The following is a 23783-nucleotide window of genomic DNA, read 5'->3' as shown; positions in this document are numbered from 1 at the left end:
CCTCGTCCTGGCGCCGGCGGGGGCTCAGATCTGCATCAGCTCGTGTTCTTTCTCGGCGAGCAGCTTGTCGATCTCGGCGACGTACTTGTCGGTGAGCTTCTGGACGGTTTCCTGTCCGCGACGCTCGTCATCCTCGGAGATTTCCTTGTCCTTCACGCCATCCTTGAGGCTCTGGTTGGCGTCACGGCGCAGATTGCGCACGGCAACCTTGGCCGCCTCACCCTCATTGCGCACGACCTTGATAAGTTCCTTGCGGCGCTCTTCGGTCAGCGAAGGCATCGGCACGCGGATCAGATCGCCCTGGTTGGCCGGATTGAGGCCCAGATCACTGTCGCGGATGGCCTTCTCGACCTTCTGCACCAGCCCCTTTTCCCAAGGCTGGACGCCGATCGTGCGCGAGTCGACCAGGGTAATGTTGGCTACCTGGTTCACCGGAACCATGCTGCCGTAGTAGTCCACCATGATGTGGTCCAGCAGCCCCGTGTGGGCACGGCCGGTACGCACTTTGGCGAGATCGCCCTTGAGCACTTCAAGGGACTTCTGCATCTTCTGCTCGGTGGTCTTGTTCAGATCGGAGATCATCGTCGAATCCTCAGGAATGAACGAGCGTACCTTCGTCTTCGCCCATCACGACGCGCTTGAGCGCGCCGGGCTTAAAGATCGAAAACACGTTGATCGGCAATTTCTGGTCACGGCACAGGGCAAAGGCCGTCGAATCGAGCACCTCGAGATTGCGGCCAATGGCCTCGTCGAAGCTGATGCGGTGAAAGCGCTTGGCATCCGGATCCTTCTTCGGATCAGCGGTATAAACGCCATCCACCTTGGTCGCCTTCAACACGATCTGCACGCCCATCTCGGATCCGCGCAAGGCGGCTGCGGTATCGGTCGTGAAGAACGGGTTGCCGGTGCCGGCGGCAAAAATGACGATTCGCCCCTCTTCCATATGGCGAATCGCGCGACCGCGGATATACGGCTCGACGACTTGATCGATACGCAGCGCGGACTGCACGCGCGCCGTCAAACCGGCGCGCTGCATTGCGTCGGCCAGCGCCATGGCATTCATGACGGTGGCGAGCATGCCCATGTAGTCGGCTGTCGCGCGATCCATGCCGGCTGCCGCGCCTTTCATGCCGCGAAAGATATTGCCGCCGCCGATCACCACGCCGACCTGGACACCGAGCGCGACAACCTCACCGATCTCGGAGACGATGCGCGACACGACGTCGTCGTTGATGCCGTAGGAGTCGTCCCCCATGAGGGCTTCACCCGACAGCTTCAGCATGATGCGCTTGTAGGCGGCGGCCATGGCTGAGCCCTTACTTCTGCGCGGCAGCGGCCTGAGCGGCCACTTCGGCGGCAAAGTCGGTGACCTGCTTCTCGATGCCCTCACCCACGAGGAACAACTGGAAGCTGGCGACGCTGGCATTGCGGGCCTTGAGCAGCTGCTCGATGGTCTGCTTGCCGTCCTCGGCCTTGACGAAGACCTGACCCAGCAGCGTCACGTCTTTCAGATACTTCTGCACCGTGCCTTCGGCGATCTTGTCGAGCATTGCTTCCGGCTTGCCGGATTCACGGGCTTTCTCGATCGCGATGCGACGCTCGGTGTCGAGCAACTCGGGCGCAACGCCGGAAGCATCCAGGGACTTGGGCTTGGCGGCCGCGATGTGCATGGCCAGATCCTTGCCCAGCTGCTCGTCGCCGCCCACCAGGTCGATCAGCACGCCGATCTTCGAACCACCGTGGATGTACGACTGCAGCGCGCCCTTGGCTTCGACACGGGCGAAGCGACGCAGCGACATGTTTTCGCCGATCTTGCCGACCAGCGCCGTACGCACCGACTCAACCGTGCCACCGTCCAGCGGCAGCGCAGACAGCGCGGCGACATCGGCCGGGTTCTTCTCGGCGACCAGCTGCGCGCAATCAGCAGCCAGTTTCAGGAAGTCATCGTTCTTGGCGACGAAGTCGGTCTCGGAGTTGATCTCGAGAATGGAACCAACCTTGCCGTCGGCGCTGATATGGATCGCCACGACGCCCTCTGCGGCAACGCGCGAAGCAGCCTTGGTGGCCTTGTTGCCAAGCTTCACGCGCAGGATCTCTTCGGCCTTGGCCATGTCACCGGCGGCCTCGGTAAGCGCCTTCTTGCATTCCATCATCGGCGCGTCGGTCTTCTCGCGCAGTTCCTTGACCATGCCTGCGGTAATATCCGCCATGCTCACTCCTGACAATCTTGAATTCTGTGAAAACGGGCAAAGCTCAACCCGCATAACGCCGGGGCGGCTTTCGCCGCCCCGTTTGATCAGGCTTCTTCGCCCGGCGCTTCTTCTTCGTCAACCTCGACGAACTCGTCTTCGCCAGCAGCCACGATATCGTGCAGCGCCATGTTGCGCCCTTCCAGCACGGCGTCCGCAGCGCCACGAGCATACAGACGGATCGCACGCGACGAATCGTCGTTACCCGGGATGACGTAATCGATACCGTCCGGCGAGTGGTTGGTGTCGACCACCGCGACCACCGGGATGCCCAGCTTCTGGGCTTCCTGCACGGCGATCTTGTGATAGCCGACGTCGATCACGAACAGCGCGTCCGGCAGGCCGTTCATGTCCTTGATACCACCGATGCTGGTCTGCAGCTTGCCCAGCTCACGGCTGGCCATCAGCGCTTCTTTCTTGGACAGGCGGGCCGTAGCTTCTTCGGTCATGGCTTCCATGTCTTTCAGGCGCTTGATCGACTGCTTGACCGTCTTGAAGTTGGTCAGCATGCCGCCGAGCCAGCGCTCGTCAACAAACGGCATGGCTGCGCGACCAGCTTCCTCGGCGACGATTTCACGTGCCTGGCGCTTGGTGCCAACGAACAGGATGGTGCCGCGATTTGCGGACAGCTTGCGCACGAAGTCCATGGCTTCGTTGTACTTCACCATGGTCTTTTCGAGGTTGACGATGTGGATCTTGTTGCGGTGACCGAAAATATAGGAAGCCATTTTCGGGTTCCAGAAGCGGGTCTGGTGGCCAAAGTGGACGCCCGCCTCGAGCATCTGACGCATCGTTACATTAGACATCTGTTACTCCAATCGAAGGGTTCTGCCTCCGCCCGGCGCTTGTATGAGACAGCCTTTGCACCGTTGTTCGGACTTGCCGGAACAAACGGACCCCACAGGCGTCACGTCGGGCGTGCGGATTTTTGACCGCGACATGCGATCAAGCCGGCGATTATAGCGGGCAACACCCCGAACACTCAAGAACGAAAGCGTATCGACTGACAGCGCAATTGCTCGCCCGCCCCGCATGCGCTAGCCTGTCCACCTAGCATTTCCACCCGCATACATGTGCGCATGCGCAAACCGCCGCAATGCGTGCCGCACCGCATCACAACCGCCCAACGCATTCCAGCCCAAGGGCGAACCGGATCCCCAAAGCATGAGTGTCAAGATCAAAAACCAGGAAGAAATCGAGAAGATGCGTATCGCCGGCCGCCTCGGCTCGGAAGTGCTCGATTTCATCACCCCGCACGTCCAGCCAGGCGTCACCACCGCCGAGCTGGACCGACTGTGTCACAACTATATGACCGAAGTTCAGGGCACCATCCCGGCGCCGCTGAATTATTGCCCCCCGGGCTACACGCCCTTTCCGAAGTCTGTGTGTACCTCGGTCAACCATCAGGTCTGCCATGGCATCCCGGGTGACAAGGCCCTCAAGAAAGGCGATACGGTCAATATCGACGTCACCGTCATCAAGGATGGTTTTCACGGCGACACCAGTCGCATGTTCATCGTCGGCGGCGAAGAAGCCGGCAGCATCCTGGCGCGCCGCCTATGTCATGTCACGTTCGAATGCATGTGGCTGGGTATCGCCCAAGTGCGTCCAGGCGCCCGCCTCGGCGACATCGGCCATGCCATCCAGAAGCACGCCGAAGGCAACGGCTTTTCCGTAGTGCGCGAATTCTGCGGTCATGGCATTGGCTCGACCTTCCACGAAGACCCGCAGGTCGTGCATTACGGGCGCCCGGGGACCGGCCTTGAACTCAAGGCCGGAATGATCTTCACCATCGAGCCGATGATCAACGCCGGCAAGGCAGCGATCTCCGAGCTGCCCGACGGGTGGACCATTGTCACCAAGGACCGCAGCCTTTCCGCGCAGTGGGAGCACACCATTCTGGTCACCGAGAATGGCTACGAAGTCCTGACGACCTCCGAGGGCTGCCTGCCGCCGCCCGCCATCGTAGAGTCAGGCGTCACGGCCTGAACGCGATGCCTGACGCCGCGCTCGCGAACGAATCCTTCCAGACCCGGCTTGCCGAGATCCGCGATCGGCTGATCGACGATTCACGCCGGCTTCGCGAAGGCTACGAAGCCTCGCCATCGGGTTCGAGATTGCTGCGCGGCCGCGCGCGCCTTGTTGATCAGACCATTCTGGCCCTATGCCGGCTTTGCAGCATTCCGGACCATGTAGCCATCGTGGCGGTAGGTGGCTATGGCCGCGGCGAGCTGTTTCCGCATTCCGACGTCGACCTCATGGTGCTGCTCGCCGAGCGTCCGGAACCAGCGCTTGAAGCGCAACTGTCGGCGCTGGTCGGCGCGCTGTGGGACGTCGGACTTGAAATTGGCATGAGCGTGCGGACAGTTGACGACTGCCTGGCCACATCGCGCGATGACGTCACCGTGCAGACCAATCTGCTCGAAGCCCGCCTGCTCGGCGGCGACGCGAAACTGTTCGCGGATTTCCAGTCGCGCTACCGTGCCGAACTCGACCCGCGCGCGTTCTTTCGCGCCAAATCGGTCGAGCAACAGCAACGCCACGGCCGCTACAACGACACGCCCTACTCGCTCGAACCGAACTGCAAGGAAAGCCCCGGAGGCCTGCGCGATCTGCAGATGCTGGGGTGGATTGCGCGCGCGGCCGGCTTCGCACGCAACTGGCGTGATCTTGCCCACAAACGCCTGATCACCGGCGCCGAAGCAGGTGAGCTGCGCAACATCGAGCGCTTCCTGCAGCATGTGCGCATCCGCCTGCACTACATTGCCGGGCGTTCCGAAGACCGCCTGCTGTTCGATCACCAGGAGAATCTGGCCAAGGCGCTGGGCTTTTCGGCGACTACCGCCAAGCGCGCCTCCGAAGTGATGATGCAGCGCTATTACGTGACGGCCAAGAAGGTCACGCAGATCAACACCATCCTGCTGCAGAACTTTGCCAACGAACTGTTGCAGGACCAGCCCGCGCCCGAGGAAATCGTCGACGACAGTTTCCAGATCGTCCGCGACCTGCTCGACATCCGTCATGAGAACGTCTTCGAAGAGCGCCCGGCTGCGCTGCTCGAGTGCTTCCTGACCCTGCAGCAACGCCCGGAGCTCAAGGGCATGACGGCGCGCACCCTGCGCCTGCTGTGGACCAGCCGTCGGCTGATCAACGCGAAGTTTCGCGCCGACCCGGCCAATCGCGAACTGTTCATGCAGATTCTGCAGCAGAAGCGCGGCATCGTGCATGAACTGCGGCGCATGAACCAGTACGGCATCCTCGGTCGCTATCTGCCGGCCTGGCACAAGATCGTCGGCCAGATGCAGCACGACCTGTTTCACGTCTATACCGTCGACCAGCACATCCTGATGGTCGTGCGCAACGTGCGCCAGTTCACGATGGGCAAGCACGCCCACGAATATCCGCTGATGACACGCCTGATGCTCGGCCTCGAGCGCCACTGGCTGCTGTACATCGCCGCCCTGTTCCACGACATTGCCAAGGGGCGCGGCGGCGATCATTCAAAGCTGGGCATGGACGATGCGCGCGCCTTCTGCGAGGCGCATGGGCTGTCCGAAGAAGACACCGACCTGATCGTATGGCTGGTCGAGCACCACCTGACCATGTCGCAGGTCGCCCAGAAGCAGGACACCGCCGACCCTGAAGTCGTGCGCCGCTTCGCGGATACCGTTGGCACCGAGCGGCGCCTCACAGCGCTGTACCTGCTCACCCATGCCGACATTCGCGGCACCAGCCCCAAGGTCTGGAACGGCTGGCGTGGCAAGCTGCTGGAGGATCTATTTTTTGCCACGCAGCGTCTCCTGCGTGGCGCGACACCCCAACAAGCGCTGGGACTCGACCAGCGCCAGGAAAACGCGCGCGAACTGCTGCGCTATCACGGCCTGCGTCCGGAGGTCGAAGAGCCGCTGTGGTCGCACCTCGACGCCGTGTATTTCATGCGCAATTCAGCCGAAGACATCGCCTGGCATACCCGTCAGCTTTACTACCGTCCGGGCGAAGCCGAACCTGTCGTCAAAGCGCGCATCACGCCGGAGTACGAGGGCGTTCAGGTAATGATCTATACGCCTGACCGCAAGGATCTGTTCGTGCGGCTGACGGGCTTCTTCGGCAAGCTCGGCTTTTCCATTCTGGAAGCCAAGGTGCATACCACGCGTCACGGCTACGCGCTCGACAGCTTCGTGCTGCAGGACCCGGGCAGTGAGTCGCGCTACCGCGACGTCATCACACTGATCGAACACGATCTGGCCGAACGCCTCAAGTACGAGGAAGACCCCGACCGCCCCAGCAACGGCAGGCTTTCACGTCAAGTGCGCTATTTCCCGATCAGCCCTGGCGTACTGATCCGTCCAGACGATGCGGGACGACATTTCATTCTGTCCATCGCGGCTGCGGACCGGCCCGGTGTGCTGTTCGGCATTGCCGAAGTCCTCGCGCAAAACGGCATCACCGTGCATACCGCCAAGATTTCGACGCTGGGCGAGCGCATCGAAGACACCTTTCTGCTGTCCGGCGAATCGCTCAAACAAGAACGGCAGCTGGTACGCCTGCAGCGCGAGCTGGAAGACCTGTTGCAGGTCTGAGGCCGCCCAACCTAGTCGTCCTGCCAACTCGCCTGGCCTTGGCCAATTTCGTCCAGGCGCGCACGCAACGCGGCAGCCTCATCTTCCGGCACGCTCAAGCGCAGCGTCACCAACGAAGCATGGGCGCTGTCGAGCAGCACTGCACCGGCGGACGCAATTTCGCGACGGAATGCCCCTTCCAGCGGATACGGAATCTGACAGAGCAGCGTTGTCACGGCCCGGATCGGCACCTTGTCGGCCTTGAGCAAAGCCTGCGCAACGGCATCCGTATAGGCGCGCACGAGGCCGCCGGCGCCGAGCTTGACCCCACCGAAGTAGCGCACGACGCTCGCCAGCACGCCATCCAGATCCTGATGCCGCAGCACGCGCAGCATAGGTTGCCCGGCTGTGCCGGACGGCTCACCGTCATCGTTGGCCGCCGACTGCCCGCCCGCATGCAAGGCCCAGCACACATGGGCCGAAGCCGGATGCTCGACGCGCAGCGCGGCCACACGACCGATCGCCTCCGCGCGCGATGCCATCGGCTCCACGCAGCCGATGAAGCGGCTTTTCCGGATGATGAGTTCGCTATGGACGGGTTCGGCGAGCGTCTGCGGCATCAGCGCAGGTGCGGCAGGGCCATGAACAGCGCTGCAATGGTCTTGGCGTCCGTAATGCTGCCGCTATATACCCCCTGCTCGGCTGCTGTCACCGACATGGGGAGTACTTCCAGAAACTCTTCCTCATCCAGATCGTTGCCGACTTCCGTCAAACCACGCGCCAGGAAAACCTCGATACGCTCGTCGGAATATCCAATGCACGGATGGAATTGGCCGACATGCTGCCATTCGGCGGCCTCGTATCCAGTCTCCTCGCGCAGCTCGCGCTTGGCGCAAACCAGGATGTCCTCGCCCGGATCGATCTTGCCGGCAGGCAGCTCGAGAAAGCTGCGGTGCAGCGGATAGCGAAACTGGCGCTCGAACACCAAATCACCGTCATCGCGCACAGCTACGATCACCACGGCGCCAGGGTGGCGACAGTACTCCCGCGTAGCCTCGGCACCATCGGGCAGCCTCACCCGGTCGCGGCGCACATCCAGCAGCACGCCGCGGAATACCTGCTCGGAGCTCAGCGTGATCTCCTCCAGCGGATCGTCAGACAAATGACTCTGTTTCATGACACCTCCTGGTAGCGGGAAAAATGCCCCACGCCTTGTCCGCCTGCGCGAACTTGCTTCCCCCGGAGGGGCTGCTTTGCCTTGGGACATCCCGGCGGCAAAAAAAATGCCCGCATATGCGGGCATTCTTTCCGATTTCTGGTGCCGACGGTGAGACTCGAACTCACACGGCTTGCGCCACCACCCCCTCAAGATGGCGTGTCTACCAATTTCACCACGTCGGCCCTGATTTCTCGGGAACGCGCATTATACGGATATGCACGCCCCGCGCAAGCTTGTACAGCTTAGTTCTGCTGCGCCGGAGCGCTCGGTACATCGGCCGGCGGCGCGGCAGGCACATCAGCCGGCGGAGCGTTCGGCACATCACCCTGCAACACCGGCGCAGACGGCACCGGAATCGGGCTGTCCATCACGCTGGTCGGACCCGACGGCTTGGTACTCGCCAGATAGGCCAGACCAAGGCTGGTGATGAAGAACGCCGCCGCAAGTACAGCCGTCGTACGGCTAAGGAAGTTGGCCGAGCCAGACGCGCCGAATACGCTGCCGGCACCACCGCCTCCGCCCCCACCACCACCGCCGAAGGCAGCGCCGGCATCGGCACCCTTGCCGTGCTGCATCAACACCAGGCCGATCACACACAGACCGACCACCACGTGGATCGCCAGGACGATCGAGAACAGGTAACTACCCATCTTTTTATGTCACTCCAGAATCAAATCGATCGATCCGCCGCAAGCCGGCAGATCGCCACAAATTCGTCCGCAAGCAGCGATGCCCCACCCACCAGCACGCCATCTGCGTCTTCCAGCGCGAACAGCCAGCCGGCACTGTCCGCCTTCACACTTCCACCGTACAGGATGCGCGTACGCGGCACCCCATTTGTTCTCTTCGCGACCCAGCTCCGCACCAGAGCAAGAACTTCTGCCACCTGCTCCGGCGTGGCAGCACGCCCGGTACCGATGGCCCACACCGGCTCGTACGCGATCACGATGCGGCCGATGTCGGCCGCCGAGAGCGTGGCATCGAGCGCATCGAGCTGACGCACCAGCACCTGCTCAACCTCGCCGCGATCACGCTCTTCCAGCGTCTCGCCGATACACACGATCGGGGTGATGTTCGCTGCCAGCGCCACAGCCGCCTTGGCCGCCACGGTCGCGTCGTCCTCACCGATCAGAGCGCGTCGCTCGGAATGCCCGACAATTGCATAGGCGCACCCGAATTCGCCCAACATGCCGGCGCTGACCTGTCCGGTAAACGCGCCATCGGTTTTCTCGCTGATGTCCTGCGAGCCAAGCTTCACCGGGCTTTGAGCGAGTCTGGCCGAAACTTGCTGGAGGTACGGAAACGGCACACAGACCACCACTTCCACACCCGCAGGCAGCGCCGGCAACATAGCGTCGAGCAACGCCTCGTTGGAGGCAAGGCGCCCGTTCATCTTCCAGTTTCCGGCAACGAGCTTGCTATGCATTACGAGGGCGCGAGTAAATGCGCGATTGTAGCCCGCCGCCGATGACATCGCAAAGCCGCATAAACGCAAACGGGGCAGTACGCCGCTGGCGCACTGCCCCGCCCCGACCAGCCAGCGTTCAGCCGAAACGGCCGGTGATGTAGTCCTCGGTGCGCGAATCGTGCGGGTTGGTGAACATCGTATCGGTCGCACCGTACTCAATCAGCTTGCCGAGATACATGAACGCCGTGTTGTCCGACACCCGTGCGGCCTGCTGCATGGAGTGGGTGACGATGACGATGGTGAATTGACCCTTCAGGTCACCGATGAGGTCCTCGACCTTGGCGGTGGCAATCGGATCAAGCGCCGAGCACGGCTCGTCCATCAGCAGAATCTCAGGCTCGGCGGCAATTGCCCGGGCGATGCACAGACGCTGCTGCTGACCGCCCGACAGGCCCAGCGCGCTTTCCTGCAGACGGTCCTTGACCTCGTTCCACAGCGCCGAGCCCTTCAGCGCGCGCTCGCAGGCTTCGTCGAGCATGGTCTTGTCGGCAATGCCCTCGACCCGCAGCGGGAACACCACGTTTTCGTAGATCGACTTCGGGAAGGGGTTGGGCTTCTGGAACACCATGCCCATGCGCTTCCTGAGCGCGATCACGTCGGTGCCGGGAGCGTAGATGTCCTGCTCGTTGACCCGCACCTCGCCGCGAATGCGCAGGTTGTCGATCAGGTCGTTCATGCGGTTGAGCGAGCGCAACAGCGTCGACTTGCCGCAGCCCGAAGGGCCGATCAAGGCGCTGACCATGCCGCGCTGCACTTCCATGTCGACGCCGTACAGCGCTTGCGACTCGCCGTACCACAGGTTGAAATCGCGGATCGTGATGCTGGCGCCCTGCCCCGACTCGGCAACGTGATACACCGTGCGGTGTTCGGCGGCGGGCTTTTCCATCGTAGTGGTGCTCATTGTTTTTGACTCCGGATGTTCAGAACTGGCTGCCGACGAATTTCTTCTTCAGCCGGTTGCGGATGTAGATGGCCGACGAGTTCATCAGCACGATAAGGCCTAGCAGCAGCAAGGTGGTGACGAAGACCATCGGCTTGCCTGCTTCCGAGTTGCGCGACTGGAAGCCCACGTCAAAGATGTGGAAGCCCAGGTGCATGAAGCTGCGCTCGAGGTGAATGAAGGGCGCGAAGGCATCGATCGGCAGCTCCGGCGCGAGCTTGACCACGCCGACCAGCATCAGCGGCGCGACTTCACCGGCGCCGCGTGCCATCGCCAGGATCAGGCCGGTCATGATGCCCGGCATGGCGTGCGGCAGCACGATCGAGCGGATCGTCTGCCACTTCGACGCACCGCAGGCCAGCGCGCCTTCGCGGATCGAACGCGGCACGGCCGACAGGGCTTCTTCCGACGCCACGATCACCACCGGTACGGTCAGCAACGACAGCGTCAGCGCAGACCACAGGATGCCGCCGGTGCCGAAGGTCGGGTTGGGCAGGCGTTCCGGGAAGAAGAGTGCATCGATCGAACCGCCCACCGTGTAGGCAAAGAAGCCCAGACCGAACACGCCATAAACAATGGACGGCACGCCGGCGAGGTTGTTCACCGCGATGCGCACCATGCCGACCAGCTTGCCTTGCTTGGCGTACTCGCGCAGGTAGAGCGCCGTGATGACACCGAAGGGCGCGACCACGATGACCATCAACATGGTCATCACGACCGTGCCGAAGATCGCCGGCAGGATACCGCCCTCGGTGTTGGCCTCGCGCGGCTCGGAACTCAGGAACTCGCCCCAGCGCGACAGATAGACGCCGATCTTGCCGAAGATCGACAGATCGTTGGCCGGGTAGAAGCGCACGATCTGCGACAGCGTCAGCTCTTTGGTGGCGCCGCCGACTTCTTCCAGCACGATGCGGTAGCGCGCATCGCGCTCTTTGATCTCGTTCGCGATGCCCTGTAGCCGTTGATATTCGCGCTGCAACTCGGCCTCACGTTGCTCCATGCGTTGCAGCTCGGCTCGATAGGCTTCGCTTTCCTTGCCCTCGGCCAGCTCGACACGACGCAAGGCAAGGCGCTGCTTGTTCAGCTCGTGGTTGATGACGCCGATCTCGCCGCGCTCGATCTGGCGAATCTCGTCAAACCGGTCACGCGCCGCGGCCTGCTCGCTGCGCATCGCCGACAGGCCCAGCGCGGCCGGATCCTGCTCGACACCATCGAGCGTAACGCTCTTGATGCGTCCGACGAAGGCACCCCACTCCTGACGCTCGAAGAAATAGAACGCGGGATCGCGCTCGACGCTCTGAACGTCGGAGGCATCCACCCAACGAAAATCTTCGTTGTAGAGGTCGTAGTTGCCGATGCGGTACAAGGTGCGCTCGGCGTATCCGCCGGCAGCCGTGATCTCGGCCTGGCCGTCGGCCGGCAGCGAGGCCAGCACGTCTGCGTCCGGCCGGTACAGGCCGAAACGCGACGGCACACCGGCTAGCTGCTGCCCGCTCTTGAGCGTGACGACCTCGATCGGCTTCGGCCAGAAGGTCGTCATGCCGTTCCAGAAGATCATCAGCAGAAAGCCGCAGATCAGGATGATGCCCAGCGCCAGCGCGCCGCCGAACCCCCACAGCGCCGGCTCGCCGACCGCTGACAGGTCGGCGGTGTAGCGCCTTACGGCCCGCCCTTCGTTCTTCTTGCTCATTGCCTTGATTCCGGTTTGCACGTGTGCACTCATGTTGTGGCTCCCCTCACAGCTGGAAGGCGCGCTTGCGGAAGCGCTGGCGTATGACTTCGGCGAAGGTGTTGATGACGAAGGTCATCACGAACAGCGTCAGCGCCGCGAGGAACAGCATGCGGTACAGCGTGCCGCCGATGACGGCCTCGGGCAGTTCCACCGCGATGTTGGCCGACAGCGTGCGCAGGCCGTTGAAGATGTTCCAGTCGAGCACCGCAGTGTTGCCGGCTGCCATCACCACGATCATGGTCTCGCCAACCGCGCGGCCCATGCCGATCATGCAGGCAGCGAAAACACCCGACATGGCGGTAGGCAGCACCACCCAGATCGCGGTTTGCCACGGCGTGGCGCCGGCCGCCAGGCTGGCTGCGCGCAGCTGCGCCGGCACCGCGTTGAGCGCGTCCTCGGCCAGCGTGTAGATGTTCGGAATGATGGCGAAGCCCATCACCATGCCGACCACCAGCGCGTTGCGCTGCACATAGGTATCGACCACTCCGCCACGCGGATCGAAGCCGGTCGCCGCCAGGGCGCCCGCCACCATCCACGCCACCAGCGCCGAGATCACCGCCATCGACAGCCAGCGCGCGCCGTCGATCGCGCCGGCGTGCTGACGGGTCAGACCACGCAAGTGCATGCGGTAGGCGGTGCCGATCGTGCGGTTGAAGGCCATGGTCAGCAGCACGAAACTCAGCGGCCACAGGAACATGCTCATGAACGGGACGGCGCTGCCGACGTCGCGGTTGGTCCAGGCCTTGAAGTCACCGGCGAAGAAGGCTTGCTCGAAGCCCGGGCCGAGCAACCACGCCAGCCAGCCAGAGATGCCGATGACAACGAACATGAACAGGAACTTGGGCATGCCGTTGAGCTTGAGCGCGACCTGCGGGGGCAACATCTGCCACAGGTGCGCGGCAACCATCAGACCAAGCGGCAAGGCCACGAAGCCCAGCACCACCGCGGCAATCCAGCTTTCCACCAGCGGAGCAAGAATCAGCGCCGCGATGAAGCCCAGCACCACGGTCGGCAGCGACTCCATCATCTCCATCACCGGCTTGACCGTGCCGCGTACGCGGCGATGCACGAATTCCGAGGTGTAGATCGCAGCCAGCAGCGCGATCGGCACCGCGAACAGCAGCGAGTAGACCGTCGCCTTGAGCGTGCCGAAGATCAGCGGAATCAGCGAAAACTTGGGCTCGAACAGGTCGGTGCCGGAAGACGACTGCCACGTGTAGGTCGGCTCCTGGTAGCCCTCGTACCAGTTCTTGCCGAAGATGGCGCGCCAGGTCGTCTCGGGGTGCGGCACCTGGAAGGCCCAATGGTCAATCAGGCCAGCGCTGTTCATCGCCACGGCACCGTCGTCGCGCGGCATCAGCATCACCTGCATGGCCTCGCCGCTCGGCGCGACCTTCTGCTGCATGCGCAGCAACACCTGCTCGCTGGTGGCGTGACGGAACCACAGATTGCCCTCGGCATCGAGTGTGACCAGGCTCTTGCGGCGTTGCGAAACGTCGTAGGCCACGATGCCGGCCGGCTGTTTCTCGAGCTCACGCGCCAGCACCATCTGATAGCCGTCAGCCGTTGCAGCACCTTCGGTCTGCAGGCGGAAGTACATGCGCAGCGACCCGTCGGCGCCACCGACGACTATCGTCTGGTCACCGATCAGGAAGCCCAGCACCCCCAGATCAACGCCGTCGGGAGTGAGGTGTGCGGCTTCTGCGAGCTCCGGATTGTTGAAGTCGCGGGTATCGAAGCGAAACACGTTGCCGTCCGCCACGCCGACATACACCTGGTCAGCCTGGCCAGTCAGCAGAACCTTCTTGACCACCGTGCCACCCGGCAGCGACGGCAGCGTGGTCGTGCGCGTTGTCACCGACTCTTGCTGGGTCATCAGGTTGATGCGCGTATCGGCGCGGGTCAGGCGACCTACGCCAAAGCTATCGAAAGTCACGAAGGAGCGCGTCGGACGCTCGACCGTACCGCCCAGGGCATAGCCGATTGCGGTAATCGACACGCCTTCGGGCGCGATCTGCTGCGCTGCCTTGACATCGACATCCAGCGCGATGCGACGCACCTGGTTGCCCGGCACCAGACGATAGACGGCCGTGCCGTCGCTGAAGTCCTGCTCATTGAGCTGAGTCAAGCCGTCAGGCATGTCCTCAGCGCGCAGCACCTGCGTGGAAAAGCCGATGCGCGCAAAGCGCACGGTACCGTCGGAAAAACCGAACATCATGTCCGAGCGGTTGTTGGTGGCGGCAACCGCTGTCGCCTGGTCGCCACCGAAATCGAGTTCCTGCGACGAAAGCGGTCGTCCGCTCTCGATATGGAAGGTACTGACCTTGCCCTGCGCATCGATGCGCAGCCCGATGGTCTGATACTCGTCGGCATTCGACCAGATCAGGCCCGGCGTGGCTTCCAGTACATAGGCGTCGTGCTTTTTCATCTCGCCGCCGAAAAACAGCGGGAGCGCTTCCTTGGCAAGGAAGGCAAGAATGCCGAAAACCGCCACGATGACGAGCAAGCCCCCCAAGGTGATCGAAATGTCCGCCGTCTTGTCTGCAAACAGCACAGACCTGCGGGTTGCCCTGCCCACCGGAAGGAGGCGCTTGTAGCCATCAGCCGGGGTAGTTTCAGTGGCCGTATTCTCGGTCATGGATGATCCGTTCATCAGTCAAACACAACAGGCGGATACGGACACCCGTATCCGCCTCGTCGAAATGCTCTCGCCTTAATTACTTGGCCAGACCGAAGCGCTTCAGGTCGTCATCGGCCAGCGCCTTGACCACCGGGAAGTAGCCGTCCTTGACGACCGCTTCCTGCCCTTGCTTGGAGTAGATGAACTTGATGAACTCGCCGCGCAGCGGGTCAAGCGGCTGGTTCGGGTTCTTGTTGACGTAGATGTAGAGGAAGCGCGAGACGGGGTAATCGCCGCTCGAAGCATTCTCGGCATTCGGCTCGTAGCAGGTCTGGCCCGGGCCGGCAGCCAGCTTGACGAACTTCACGTCGGCCGTCTTGTAGCCCACGCCCGAGTAACCAATGCCGCCCATGTCCGAGGCCACGCCCTGAACCACGGTCGAGGAACCCGGCTGCTCCTTGACGGTATCCTTGTAGTCACCGTTGAACAACGCCACTTCCTTGAAGTAGCCGTAGGTGCCCGAAGCCGAGTTACGGCCGTACAGGGAGATCGGACGGCTGGCCCACTCGCCCTTCACGCCAACGTCGCCCCACGTGGTGATGTCCTTGTCCAGACCGCCGTTACGGGTCTTGGAGAAGATCGCATCGACCTGTTGCAACGTCAGACACTCGATCGGGTTGTCCTTGTGGGCATACACTGCCAGCGCGTCGATGGCCGAACGCACAGCGGTCGGCTTGTAGCCGTATTTCTTTTCGAAACCGTCGATTTCCTTGGACTTCATCGGGCGGGACATCGGACCGAACTGGGCGGTGCCGGCGATCAGCGCAGCCGGAGCAGTGCTCGAGCCCTTGCCTTCGATTTCGATCTTCACGTTCGGGTACATGGCGTTGTAGCCTTCGGCCCACAGCGTCATCAGGTTGTTCAGGGTGTCGGAGCCGATCGATTTCAGGCTGCCCGAAACACCACTCACGGCCTTGTAGGACGGCAGAGCGGGGTCAACCTGGACCTGCGCCTGGGCGGCGAAAGAGGCGGCGACACCAACAACGGCAGTCGCGAGGATGCTCTTCTTGAACATTACGGATTCTCCAGTTTCGTCAATTCAGTCAGCCCCTCCCTTCCGGGGCGCCCCTGCTGCTGCAGGAACGGAACGGATTATGCGTACCGAAAATTACAGTTCTGTGAAACGTAACCAATCTCTTCCGGGCAGGCCGGCCGCCCTTCCCGAAAACGGGCGAACAATGCCCTGCCGCTGCCCGCGATCGCTGCGTCTGTTGCTATGCATCGTGTTGTCATGCTTGATTCACATCACCGCGGCAGCCGCTGACTGGAAACTGCATCGTGCCGAGGGTTTGACGCGCGTCGAATATCAGCACGATCCAGATGGATTGCTGCGCGCCCGCGCTGAAACCGAGGTCGAGTCGTCGGTGGGGGCCTTTCTGCATCTGCTCGAAGACACCGACCGCATTGCAGACTGGGCCGCGAATACCTATCGCGCCGAGCTGATTGCGACGCCGGAGCCGCGCACCCATGTGGTGCACACCTGGTTTCGTGCGATATGGCCGGTGTCGAAGAGGGATATGGTGACGCGGTCGATCTGGCAACAAGATGCCGTCAGCGGCGAGCTGACGATCTACATCCGCGATGTCGGGCAAGAGCACCCCGTCGAAAAGGGGCACGTGCGCATGGAGCACGTCCAGGCCGAATGGGTGCTGACGCCCCAGGCCGAAGGAAAACTCAAGATCCGCTATGAAGGGCAGGCCGACCCGGCCGGCCTGCTACCGCGCTTCATCGGCGACAAGGTGGCGCTGAAGGCACTCTTCAAGACTTTCGAGCACTTGCCCGAAGCGCTGCAGCGACATCAACGCCCCTACCCCGGCGTGACGCGCTGAGCGCATTCACGCAAAGGCGTGTTCGACCGCAGCGGCAATATGCTGCGCCAACCGCTCGACCTGCGCCGCATCACGCCCCTCGACCATGACCCGCAGCAAGGGTTCGGTGCCCGAAGGGCGCAGCAGCACGCGCCCCGCTTCGCCGAGCTCGCTCTCGGCCGACAAACGCGCCGCCTCGATACCCGCGTCCGCACGCCAGTCAAAGCCGGCGGGCATGCGCACATTGATCAATTGCTGCGGATAGAACACCAGATCGGCGCAGGCCTGTTTCAGGTTCATGTTGCCCTGCCGCAGCGCCGAGAGCACCTGCAGCGCCGACACAATGCCGTCGCCGGTGGTGTGGCAATCCAGACAGATGATGTGACCTGAGCTCTCGCCGCCAAGCTTCCAGCCGCGCTCCTGCAGCAACTCAAGCACATAGCGATCACCCACACTGGCCCGATCGAAGGCCACGCCCAGCCGCGCGATGGCGTGTTCCAGGCCGAGATTGCTCATCTGCGTACCAATCACGCCGTCGAGCCGGCCGGCCTTCTGGCGCGCGACTGCGATGACGTAAAGCAAACGGTCGCCGTCATACAGCACGCCGTCGGCGTCGCACATGATGACGCGATCGGCGTCACCGTCCAGCGCGATGCCGACATCGGCCTTATGCGTCAACACGGCCTGACGCATGTGCTCGGGCCGGGTAGCCCCAACCTCGTGATTGATGTTGATGCCATCCGGCTCGGCGCCGACCGCCACCACCTCGGCACCCAACTCGTGAAATACCTTCGGCGCGATGCTGTAAGCCGCACCATGTGCGCAGTCGAGCACGATGCGCAGGCCGCGTAGATCCAGTTCGTTCGGGAAGGTGCTCTTGCAGAACTCGATGTACCGTCCGGCCGCATCGTCAATGCGCCGGGCTTTGCCGAGATGCGCCGAATCAACGCATCCGAGAGGCAGGTCAACGCCGGCCTCGATCTCCAGTTCGATGGCGTCGGGCAACTTGGTGCCGCCAGCCGAAAAGAACTTGATGCCGTTGTCGAAGTAGGGGTTATGCGAGGCCGAGATCACCACGCCGGCCTGCAGGCGCAAGGCGCGCGTGAGGTAGGCCACGGCCGGAGTCGGCAGCGGCCCGGCCAGCATGACGTCCACGCCCGCGGCCGCAAAACCCGCTTCCAGCGCCGCTTCCAGCATGTAGCCGGAAATCCGTGTGTCCTTGCCGATCAGCACCGCGGGGTGTTCGCCTGCCGGCAGATGCTCGCGCTTGACCAGCGCCTGGCCTGCGGCATAGCCAAGCCGCATCACGAAATCCGGGGTGATCGGCGCGCTGCCGACCAGTCCGCGCACGCCATCAGTGCCGAAATACTTGCGGGCCATTGGTGTTCCGTTCAATTCATCAAGCCGCGATTATGACGCGCGCCCGTCCATCAGCGCCATCCATACTGCCAACGCATCGCGCGTGGCCGCCACGTCATGGGTACGCACGATGCGGGCGCCGCGCTCCACAGCCAGCACGGCTGCCGCCACACCGGCCGCAACGCGCTGATCGACCGGCTTGCCGGTGATAGTACCGAGCATGGTCTTGCGCGACATGCCCACCAGCACGTGCAAGCTCCCACTGCGCAGACGAGCAAGGTCGCCCAGCAGCGCGAGGTTATGTTCGATCGTCTTGCCGAATCCAAAGCCCGGATCAAGCACGAGGCGCGCATCCGTCACGCCCGCAGCCCGCAGCACCGCAACACGCTCGTTGAGGAAGTCCGCGACCTCGCCAACCACATCGGCGTAGTCTGGAGACTGCTGCATGGTTTTCGGTTCGCCCTGCATGTGCATCACGCACAGCGCCGCGCTCGAACCAGCCACTACTTCAACCGCACCGGGCGCACGAAAGGCGTTGATATCATTGATCATGGCTGCGCCGGCAGCGAGCGCTGCGCGCATCACGCCCGGCTTGACGGTATCGATCGACACCGGCACTGGCCCATCGGCAAGCCGTTCGAGCAGCGGAATCACGCGGTCGAGCTCCTCCTGCTCGCTGACCGGGTCAGACCCGGGGCGCGAAGATTCGCCACCGATGTCGAGCAGTTCCGCTCCGGCCGCTACCGCAGCGTCGGCGCTGCGCAAGGCCGCTTCCAGGTTTTGCCCCACGCCATCGCCCGAGAACGAATCCGGGGTGACGTTGACGATGGCCATCACCCGTGGCGCGGATAGATCAAGGCGAAAACGTCCGCAGTGCAGGATTTCGTTGGAAACGTCGGAGGTCATCGGAAACTCTTCATCGGGGGAGCAGGAACAAAAAGACCGGCCAGGCCGGTCTTTTTGTTGAGGTCTTGCAGCGGTCAGGCTGGTTCGGCCGCTGCGTCGGGCTCGTCTGCACCCGGCGCGTCGCCACTCGGGCGCGACGGCGGCAGGGTCGATTGCTTGGGCGGGCGCGGCGGACGGCCGTCCATGATGTCGTTGATCTGATCGGCATCAATGGTTTCCCACTCAAGCAGCGCGGCAGTCATGGCCTCGATCTTGTCGCGGTTTTCCTCGATCAGGCGACGTGCGAGATTGTATTGCTCGTCGATGATGCGACGGATCTCGGCATCGACCTCGCGCATGGTGTCCTCGGACACATTGCGGTGCGTCGTGACCTGACGGCCGAGGAAAATCTCGCCCTCTTCTTCGCCATACACCATCGGGCCGAGCTTGTCGGACATACCCCACTGGGTGACCATGCGACGCGCCAGGTCGGTGGCACGCGAAAAGTCGTTGGAGGCGCCGGTCGTCATCTGGTTCATGAAGATTTCTTCGCAGATGCGGCCGCCGAACAGCACGGCAATCATCTGCAGCAGGCGCACACGATCCTCGCTGTAACGATCCCCTTCCGGCAGCTGCATGGTCACACCCAGCGCACGGCCGCGCGGGATGATGGTGACCTTGTGCACCGGGTCGGTCTTGTCGAGCAGCTTGGCGACGACCGCGTGACCGGACTCGTGATAGGCAGTGTTCTTGCGCTCTTCCTCGGGCATGACCACGGACCGGCGCTCGGCGCCCATCATGATCTTGTCCTTGGCGCGTTCGAAGTCCTGCATATCGACCAGGCGCTTGTTGCCACGCGCGGCGAACAAAGCCGCCTCATTGACGAGGTTGGCAAGATCCGCACCGGCAAAACCAGGCGTACCACGCGCGAGGATCTGTGCATCGACGTCCGGCGCGATCGGCACCTTGCGCATGTGCACACGCAAGATCTGTTCGCGCCCACGCACGTCCGGCAGCGGCACGACGACCTGACGGTCGAAGCGGCCCGGACGCAGCAACGCCGGGTCGAGCACGTCGGGGCGGTTGGTGGCGGCGATCACGATCACGCCGCTCTGCCCTTCGAAGCCGTCCATTTCGACCAGCAACTGGTTCAGGGTCTGCTCACGCTCGTCGTTACCACCGCCCATGCCTGCGCCACGCTGACGACCGACAGCATCAATCTCATCGATGAAGATGATGCACGGCGCGTGCTTCTTGGCGTTCTCGAACATGTCGCGCACACGGGCTGCGCCGACGCCGACAAACATCTCGACGAAGTCCGAACCGGAAATCGAGAAGAACGGCACTTTGGCTTCGCCGGCAATGGCCTTGGCCAGCAGCGTCTTGCCGGTACCGGGCGAGCCGACCATCAGCACGCCTTTCGGAATGCGGCCGCCGAGCTTCTGGAATTTGGACGGGTCGCGCAGGAATTCGACCAGCTCGGCCACTTCTTCCTTGGCCTCGTCGCAACCGGCGACGTCAGCAAAGTTGATCGAGTTGGCCGACTCATCAAGCATCTTGGCCTTGGACTTGCCGAAGGAGAACGCGCCGCCACGTCCACCACCCTGCATCTGGCGCATGAAGAAGATCCACACACCGATCAGCAGCAGCATCGGGAACCACGACACGAAAATGCTCGCGAGGAAGGACTGGCCTTCGTCGGGCTTGGATGCCGTGACAGTGACGCCCGCCCGCAGCAGGTCCGAAACCATCCACAGATCCTGCTGGCCCGGCGTGAACACCGTGACCTCCTGCCCGGAGACAGTCGTCGCCTTCACCACCCGGCCATCGATCGTGGCCTTGGTGATGCGGCCAGCGCGTGCGTCCGCCATGAACTGGGAGTACTCGAGCGTGCTGCTCGGCGTGGCCTGGCGTGCGTTGAACTGATTGAACACCGTCATCAATACGATGCCGATGACCATCCAGACAGCGAGATTCTTGAACATGTTATTCAACGTCGTTTCCTTGAAAGCCCAATGAAGGCATAAAGCCCAATGGAGGCGGCGAGATAGTGACCCATTCTAGGGCCGATCGTTCCCGCCCGTAAACAAATCGCCCCGATGGGCACAGGCAATCGTCGTGACGGGCTGATCGAAGCTTGAACAGCTAGCGCTCTGCCCCCAACATGGGGACGATTCCTTCACTCTTCAACCACCATGACCCAAAAACGTCCTCTCGAAGGCGTCCGCGTCCTCGAACTCGGCACCCTGATTGCCGGCCCATTCTGCACCCGCATCCTCGCCGAGTTCGGCGCCGAAGTCGTCAAGGTCGAATCGCCCGACGGCGGCGACCCGCTGCGCAGCTGGCGCAAACTATATGAAGGCACCTCACTGTGGTGGTACGTGCAGGCGCGCAACAAGAAGTCCGTGACCGCCAATCTCAAACACCCCGAGGGGCGAGATTTCGTGCGCCAACTCGCCGAGCGCGCCGACATCGTGGTCGAGAACTTCCGGCCTGGCGTGATCGAGAAATTCGGCCTCGATTACGCCACGCTTGCCAAGGCCAACCCCGGCCTGGTCATGGTGCGACTCTCCGGCTTTGGCCAGACCGGCCCCTATCGCGAGCAGCCCGGCTTCGGTGCAGTCGGTGAATCCATGGGCGGCCTGCGCTACATCACAGGCTTTGCAGACCGCCCTCCGGTACGCACCGGCATTTCCATCGGCGACTCCATCGCCGCGCTGTGGGCCGCCATCGGCGCGTTGATGGCCCTGCGCCACCGCGAAGTGAATGGTGGCAGCGGCCAGGTCGTCGATGTGGCGCTGTATGAGGCGGTATTCGCGATGATGGAATCGATGGTGCCGGAGTTCGATGTCTTCGGCTTCGTGCGCGAACGCACCGGCAACATCATGCCCGGCATCACACCGTCAGCCATCCACAGCACGCGCGACGGCAAGCACATACAGATCGGCGCCAACGGCGACGCAATCTTCCGCCGCTTCATGCTCGCCATCGGCCGGGATGACCTGGCCAACGATCCGCTTCTGTCCGACAACGCCGGCCGCGACGCACGGCGCGAGGAACTCTATGCGGTGATCGACGCCTGGTGCGCGTCGCACGACGCCGATGAGGTGATGGCTACCCTCAACCGCGCCGAGGTGCCGGCCACCACCGTGTTCTCTGCAGCCGACATTTTTGCCGACCCGCAATTCCTTGCCCGCGAGATGCTGCGATCAGCAAAACTGCCCGATGGACGCGACTTCAAGCAGCCCGGCATCGTGCCGAAGCTCTCCGACACGCCGGGCGACATCGACTGGATCGGCCCCGAACTGGGCGCGCACACCGACGAAGTGCTGCGTGAGTTGGGCTACGACGAGGCGCGCATCACGGCCTTGCACGAAGACGGCGCGGTCTGATCAGAGTCGCTCAAGAAGTGCTTCAAAGCCCGGATACTCGGCCCGATCGAGATCGAACTTGCGCACATGTGGCGTCCAGCTGCGTCCGCTCTGCAGTGCATCAAGCAGTGCTGCCGCATCCAGCGTCCAGCTGCCTCCCAGGCGACTGACGCCGCGCGCAAACAAGGGGTCGGGCAGGCAAGCAGCGCCCGGGCCGATGAGTATGAAGTGCTGGGCCGACAAACAGGCCTGGCGCACGCGCTCGAAGCTGTCGTTGAGCAGCACCGTGCTGGTGCACAACACTTCGGTGCAGGCCGACAAATCATCTGGGTTCAGCGTCACGCGCCAGCCGTCGCGGTCACCCGGCTCTTCCGGCGGCAGCTCCAGCACCGTCAATTCCGCACCCGTCGCCAGCACGCGCTCGAGCAGCGGCAGAAACAAGCCCACCATTCCGACCTTCACCCCCGGTGCCGCCGCAATGCCTCCAAGGGAATCGCGGCTTTCCGACGGCGCGAATCCGGCACGGTCGAACACGCTGCGTGTCAGCGCATTGGCCGTGGCAAAACCGAGCGCGCGCCCTGCCCCGTCGTTCTGTGCGCAGCCGCGCAGCAACTCCATTGCATCCGCGCCGCGCAAGCTTTCAAGCGCTGTCAGCTGCGCACGCGTGTCGCCCAGGCCGATGTAGGCCAGGCCGACCGTTCCGTCTTCAAGCTCCAGCGCACAAAAGTCCGATTGTTTGCGCCCGCCGCCACCTTTACGCGGCAGATGCAGTGCGCGGACCCGCGGCAAAGCGCGCCGGGCATTCACTAGCTCGAAGGCGCGCAGCAGATCCTTGCCGATGCTCACGACACCCGTACGCCGGCGGCCTGACGCAGCGCCGCACCGAGTGCCGCAAGAGACTGGGCGCCGGACACCGCGAGACTGCGATTGAGTATGAAGAACGGCACGCCCTCCACACCCTGCTTCGAGAGCTGGCCCGCCATGCGCCGCACTGCGTCTGCGTCCTCGCTGCTGCTCAGGTATTCGACGATGCGCTCACGGCGCTCGCCGCAAGCCTCGGCAATGTCAGCGAGGGTTTCCACATCACCAATGTCCCGACCCTGCTGGAAATAGGCCTCAAATACGCCCGCCACCAGCGCCTGGATACGTTCGGGTCGGGCACCGCGGCTCTGCGCTCGGTAGATCAGCCGATGTGCACGCAAAGTGTTGGGCCGCAGCGTGATCTTCTCGAACGCGAACTCCAGGCCATCCGGTTGCGCGACCTCGCGCAACCGAGCGAATAGCTCGTCGACCGCACGTGCGCCACCGAACTTCTTTTCGAGAAAAGGTCTGTACGGCTCGCCCTGAGGGGGCGTGTCGGGATTCAGGAAGTAAGGCAACCAGTGAATACGCACCGGATGCTCGGGATGGGCTTCCGCGAACTGCGCCACCGCGCGCATCAGGCGATCGCGGCCGAGAAAACACCATGGGCAGACGAAGTCGGAAACGACGTTGAGGTCGATGAGCATGATGA

At 63.1% G+C, this 23783-nt stretch carries 21 protein-coding genes and 1 tRNA gene; 4 read left to right on the top strand and 18 right to left on the bottom strand.

The window, feature by feature from the left end:
- Positions 1–24 precede the first annotated feature (24 nt).
- The 4 genes from frr to rpsB all read right to left on the bottom strand — a co-directional run bounded on the left by frr (position 25) and on the right by rpsB (position 3055).
- Positions 25–582 (bottom strand): ribosome recycling factor, encoded by a 558-nt coding sequence (frr, locus tag AC6H0N_RS06670; RefSeq protein WP_497573317.1) that lies wholly within the window; start codon positions 580–582, stop codon positions 25–27.
- A 10-nt stretch (positions 583–592) separates the two neighbouring features.
- Positions 593–1306, bottom strand: a complete 714-nt coding sequence (gene pyrH / locus AC6H0N_RS06665) for a UMP kinase (RefSeq protein WP_497573316.1) — start codon at positions 1304–1306, stop codon at positions 593–595.
- A gap of 10 nt (positions 1307–1316) precedes the next feature.
- Complete coding sequence (tsf, locus tag AC6H0N_RS06660) at positions 1317–2210, bottom strand: translation elongation factor Ts (RefSeq protein ID WP_497573315.1); 894 nt, start codon at positions 2208–2210, stop codon at positions 1317–1319.
- Positions 2211–2296: 86 nt separating this feature from the next.
- Complete coding sequence (gene rpsB / locus AC6H0N_RS06655) at positions 2297–3055, bottom strand: 30S ribosomal protein S2 (protein ID WP_497573314.1); 759 nt, start codon at positions 3053–3055, stop codon at positions 2297–2299.
- A 358-nt stretch (positions 3056–3413) separates the two neighbouring features.
- Here rpsB and map point away from each other — a divergent pair, with 358 nt between their 5' ends.
- Together map and AC6H0N_RS06645 are read left to right on the top strand one after the other, a co-directional pair.
- A complete protein-coding gene (gene map, locus AC6H0N_RS06650; protein WP_497573313.1) occupies positions 3414–4238 on the top strand; it encodes a type I methionyl aminopeptidase in 825 nt (274 codons plus the stop codon).
- A gap of 5 nt (positions 4239–4243) precedes the next feature.
- On the top strand, positions 4244–6829 hold the full coding sequence (locus tag AC6H0N_RS06645; protein ID WP_497573312.1) for a [protein-PII] uridylyltransferase: 2586 nt from the start codon (positions 4244–4246) through the stop codon (positions 6827–6829).
- A gap of 11 nt (positions 6830–6840) precedes the next feature.
- Here AC6H0N_RS06645 and AC6H0N_RS06640 read toward each other — a convergent pair whose 3' ends face one another.
- From AC6H0N_RS06640 to AC6H0N_RS06600, 9 genes are all read right to left on the bottom strand, one after another.
- Positions 6841–7428, bottom strand: a complete 588-nt coding sequence (locus tag AC6H0N_RS06640) for an IMPACT family protein (RefSeq protein ID WP_497573311.1) — start codon at positions 7426–7428, stop codon at positions 6841–6843.
- Complete coding sequence (locus tag AC6H0N_RS06635; RefSeq protein ID WP_497573310.1) at positions 7428–7985, bottom strand: NUDIX domain-containing protein; 558 nt, start codon at positions 7983–7985, stop codon at positions 7428–7430. The genes AC6H0N_RS06640 and AC6H0N_RS06635 overlap by 1 nt, the downstream gene beginning before the upstream one ends.
- A gap of 139 nt (positions 7986–8124) precedes the next feature.
- Positions 8125–8209 (bottom strand) — tRNA-Leu (locus AC6H0N_RS06630).
- A gap of 60 nt (positions 8210–8269) precedes the next feature.
- The gene (gene secG / locus AC6H0N_RS06625; RefSeq protein ID WP_497573309.1) at positions 8270–8677 is read right to left on the bottom strand and encodes a preprotein translocase subunit SecG; all 408 of its coding nucleotides are present in this window, start codon (positions 8675–8677) and stop codon (positions 8270–8272) included.
- A 20-nt stretch (positions 8678–8697) separates the two neighbouring features.
- Entirely contained in the window at positions 8698–9453 is a 756-nt protein-coding gene (gene tpiA, locus AC6H0N_RS06620) for a triose-phosphate isomerase (protein WP_497573308.1), read from the bottom strand.
- A 118-nt stretch (positions 9454–9571) separates the two neighbouring features.
- Entirely contained in the window at positions 9572–10396 is an 825-nt protein-coding gene (gene pstB, locus AC6H0N_RS06615; protein ID WP_497573307.1) for a phosphate ABC transporter ATP-binding protein PstB, read from the bottom strand.
- A gap of 19 nt (positions 10397–10415) precedes the next feature.
- Positions 10416–12125 (bottom strand): phosphate ABC transporter permease PstA, encoded by a 1710-nt coding sequence (gene pstA / locus AC6H0N_RS06610; protein ID WP_497573306.1) that lies wholly within the window; start codon positions 12123–12125, stop codon positions 10416–10418.
- Between the two features lie 46 nt (positions 12126–12171).
- Positions 12172–14805: an ABC transporter permease family protein gene (locus AC6H0N_RS06605; RefSeq protein ID WP_497573305.1), complete on the bottom strand. Its 2634-nt coding sequence runs from the start codon at positions 14803–14805 to the stop codon at positions 12172–12174.
- 79 nt (positions 14806–14884) lie between these two features.
- Positions 14885–15862, bottom strand: a complete 978-nt coding sequence (locus AC6H0N_RS06600; RefSeq protein WP_497573304.1) for a PstS family phosphate ABC transporter substrate-binding protein — start codon at positions 15860–15862, stop codon at positions 14885–14887.
- Between the two features lie 220 nt (positions 15863–16082).
- Here AC6H0N_RS06600 and AC6H0N_RS06595 point away from each other — a divergent pair, with 220 nt between their 5' ends.
- Positions 16083–16676 (top strand): START domain-containing protein, encoded by a 594-nt coding sequence (locus AC6H0N_RS06595; protein ID WP_497573303.1) that lies wholly within the window; start codon positions 16083–16085, stop codon positions 16674–16676.
- A gap of 6 nt (positions 16677–16682) precedes the next feature.
- Here the strand turns inward: AC6H0N_RS06595 and glmM are convergent, their stop codons facing one another.
- The 3 genes from glmM to ftsH all read right to left on the bottom strand — a co-directional run bounded on the left by glmM (position 16683) and on the right by ftsH (position 20893).
- Positions 16683–18035, bottom strand: coding sequence for a phosphoglucosamine mutase (gene glmM, locus AC6H0N_RS06590; RefSeq protein WP_497573302.1), 1353 nt, complete (start codon positions 18033–18035; stop codon positions 16683–16685).
- A 30-nt stretch (positions 18036–18065) separates the two neighbouring features.
- Positions 18066–18920, bottom strand: coding sequence for a dihydropteroate synthase (folP, locus tag AC6H0N_RS06585; protein ID WP_497573301.1), 855 nt, complete (start codon positions 18918–18920; stop codon positions 18066–18068).
- Positions 18921–18994: 74 nt separating this feature from the next.
- Positions 18995–20893: an ATP-dependent zinc metalloprotease FtsH gene (ftsH, locus tag AC6H0N_RS06580; RefSeq protein ID WP_497573300.1), complete on the bottom strand. Its 1899-nt coding sequence runs from the start codon at positions 20891–20893 to the stop codon at positions 18995–18997.
- 201 nt (positions 20894–21094) lie between these two features.
- Here ftsH and AC6H0N_RS06575 point away from each other — a divergent pair, with 201 nt between their 5' ends.
- Entirely contained in the window at positions 21095–22291 is a 1197-nt protein-coding gene (locus tag AC6H0N_RS06575) for a CaiB/BaiF CoA transferase family protein (RefSeq protein WP_497573299.1), read from the top strand.
- On the opposite strand, the gene AC6H0N_RS06570 is transcribed toward AC6H0N_RS06575, so the two are convergent.
- Together AC6H0N_RS06570 and AC6H0N_RS06565 are read right to left on the bottom strand one after the other, a co-directional pair.
- Positions 22292–23116, bottom strand: coding sequence for a Rossmann-like domain-containing protein (locus tag AC6H0N_RS06570; protein WP_497573298.1), 825 nt, complete (start codon positions 23114–23116; stop codon positions 22292–22294).
- Positions 23113–23778, bottom strand: coding sequence for a DsbA family oxidoreductase (locus tag AC6H0N_RS06565; protein ID WP_497573297.1), 666 nt, complete (start codon positions 23776–23778; stop codon positions 23113–23115). Before AC6H0N_RS06565 ends, AC6H0N_RS06570 begins: the two co-directional genes overlap by 4 nt.
- Positions 23779–23783 lie beyond the last annotated feature (5 nt).

The sequence above is a fragment of the Pseudazoarcus sp. NS34 genome (assembly GCF_059703725.1).
Note: the sequence above shows the minus strand (reverse complement) of the source record. Positions and strands in the feature narration are given on the sequence as shown.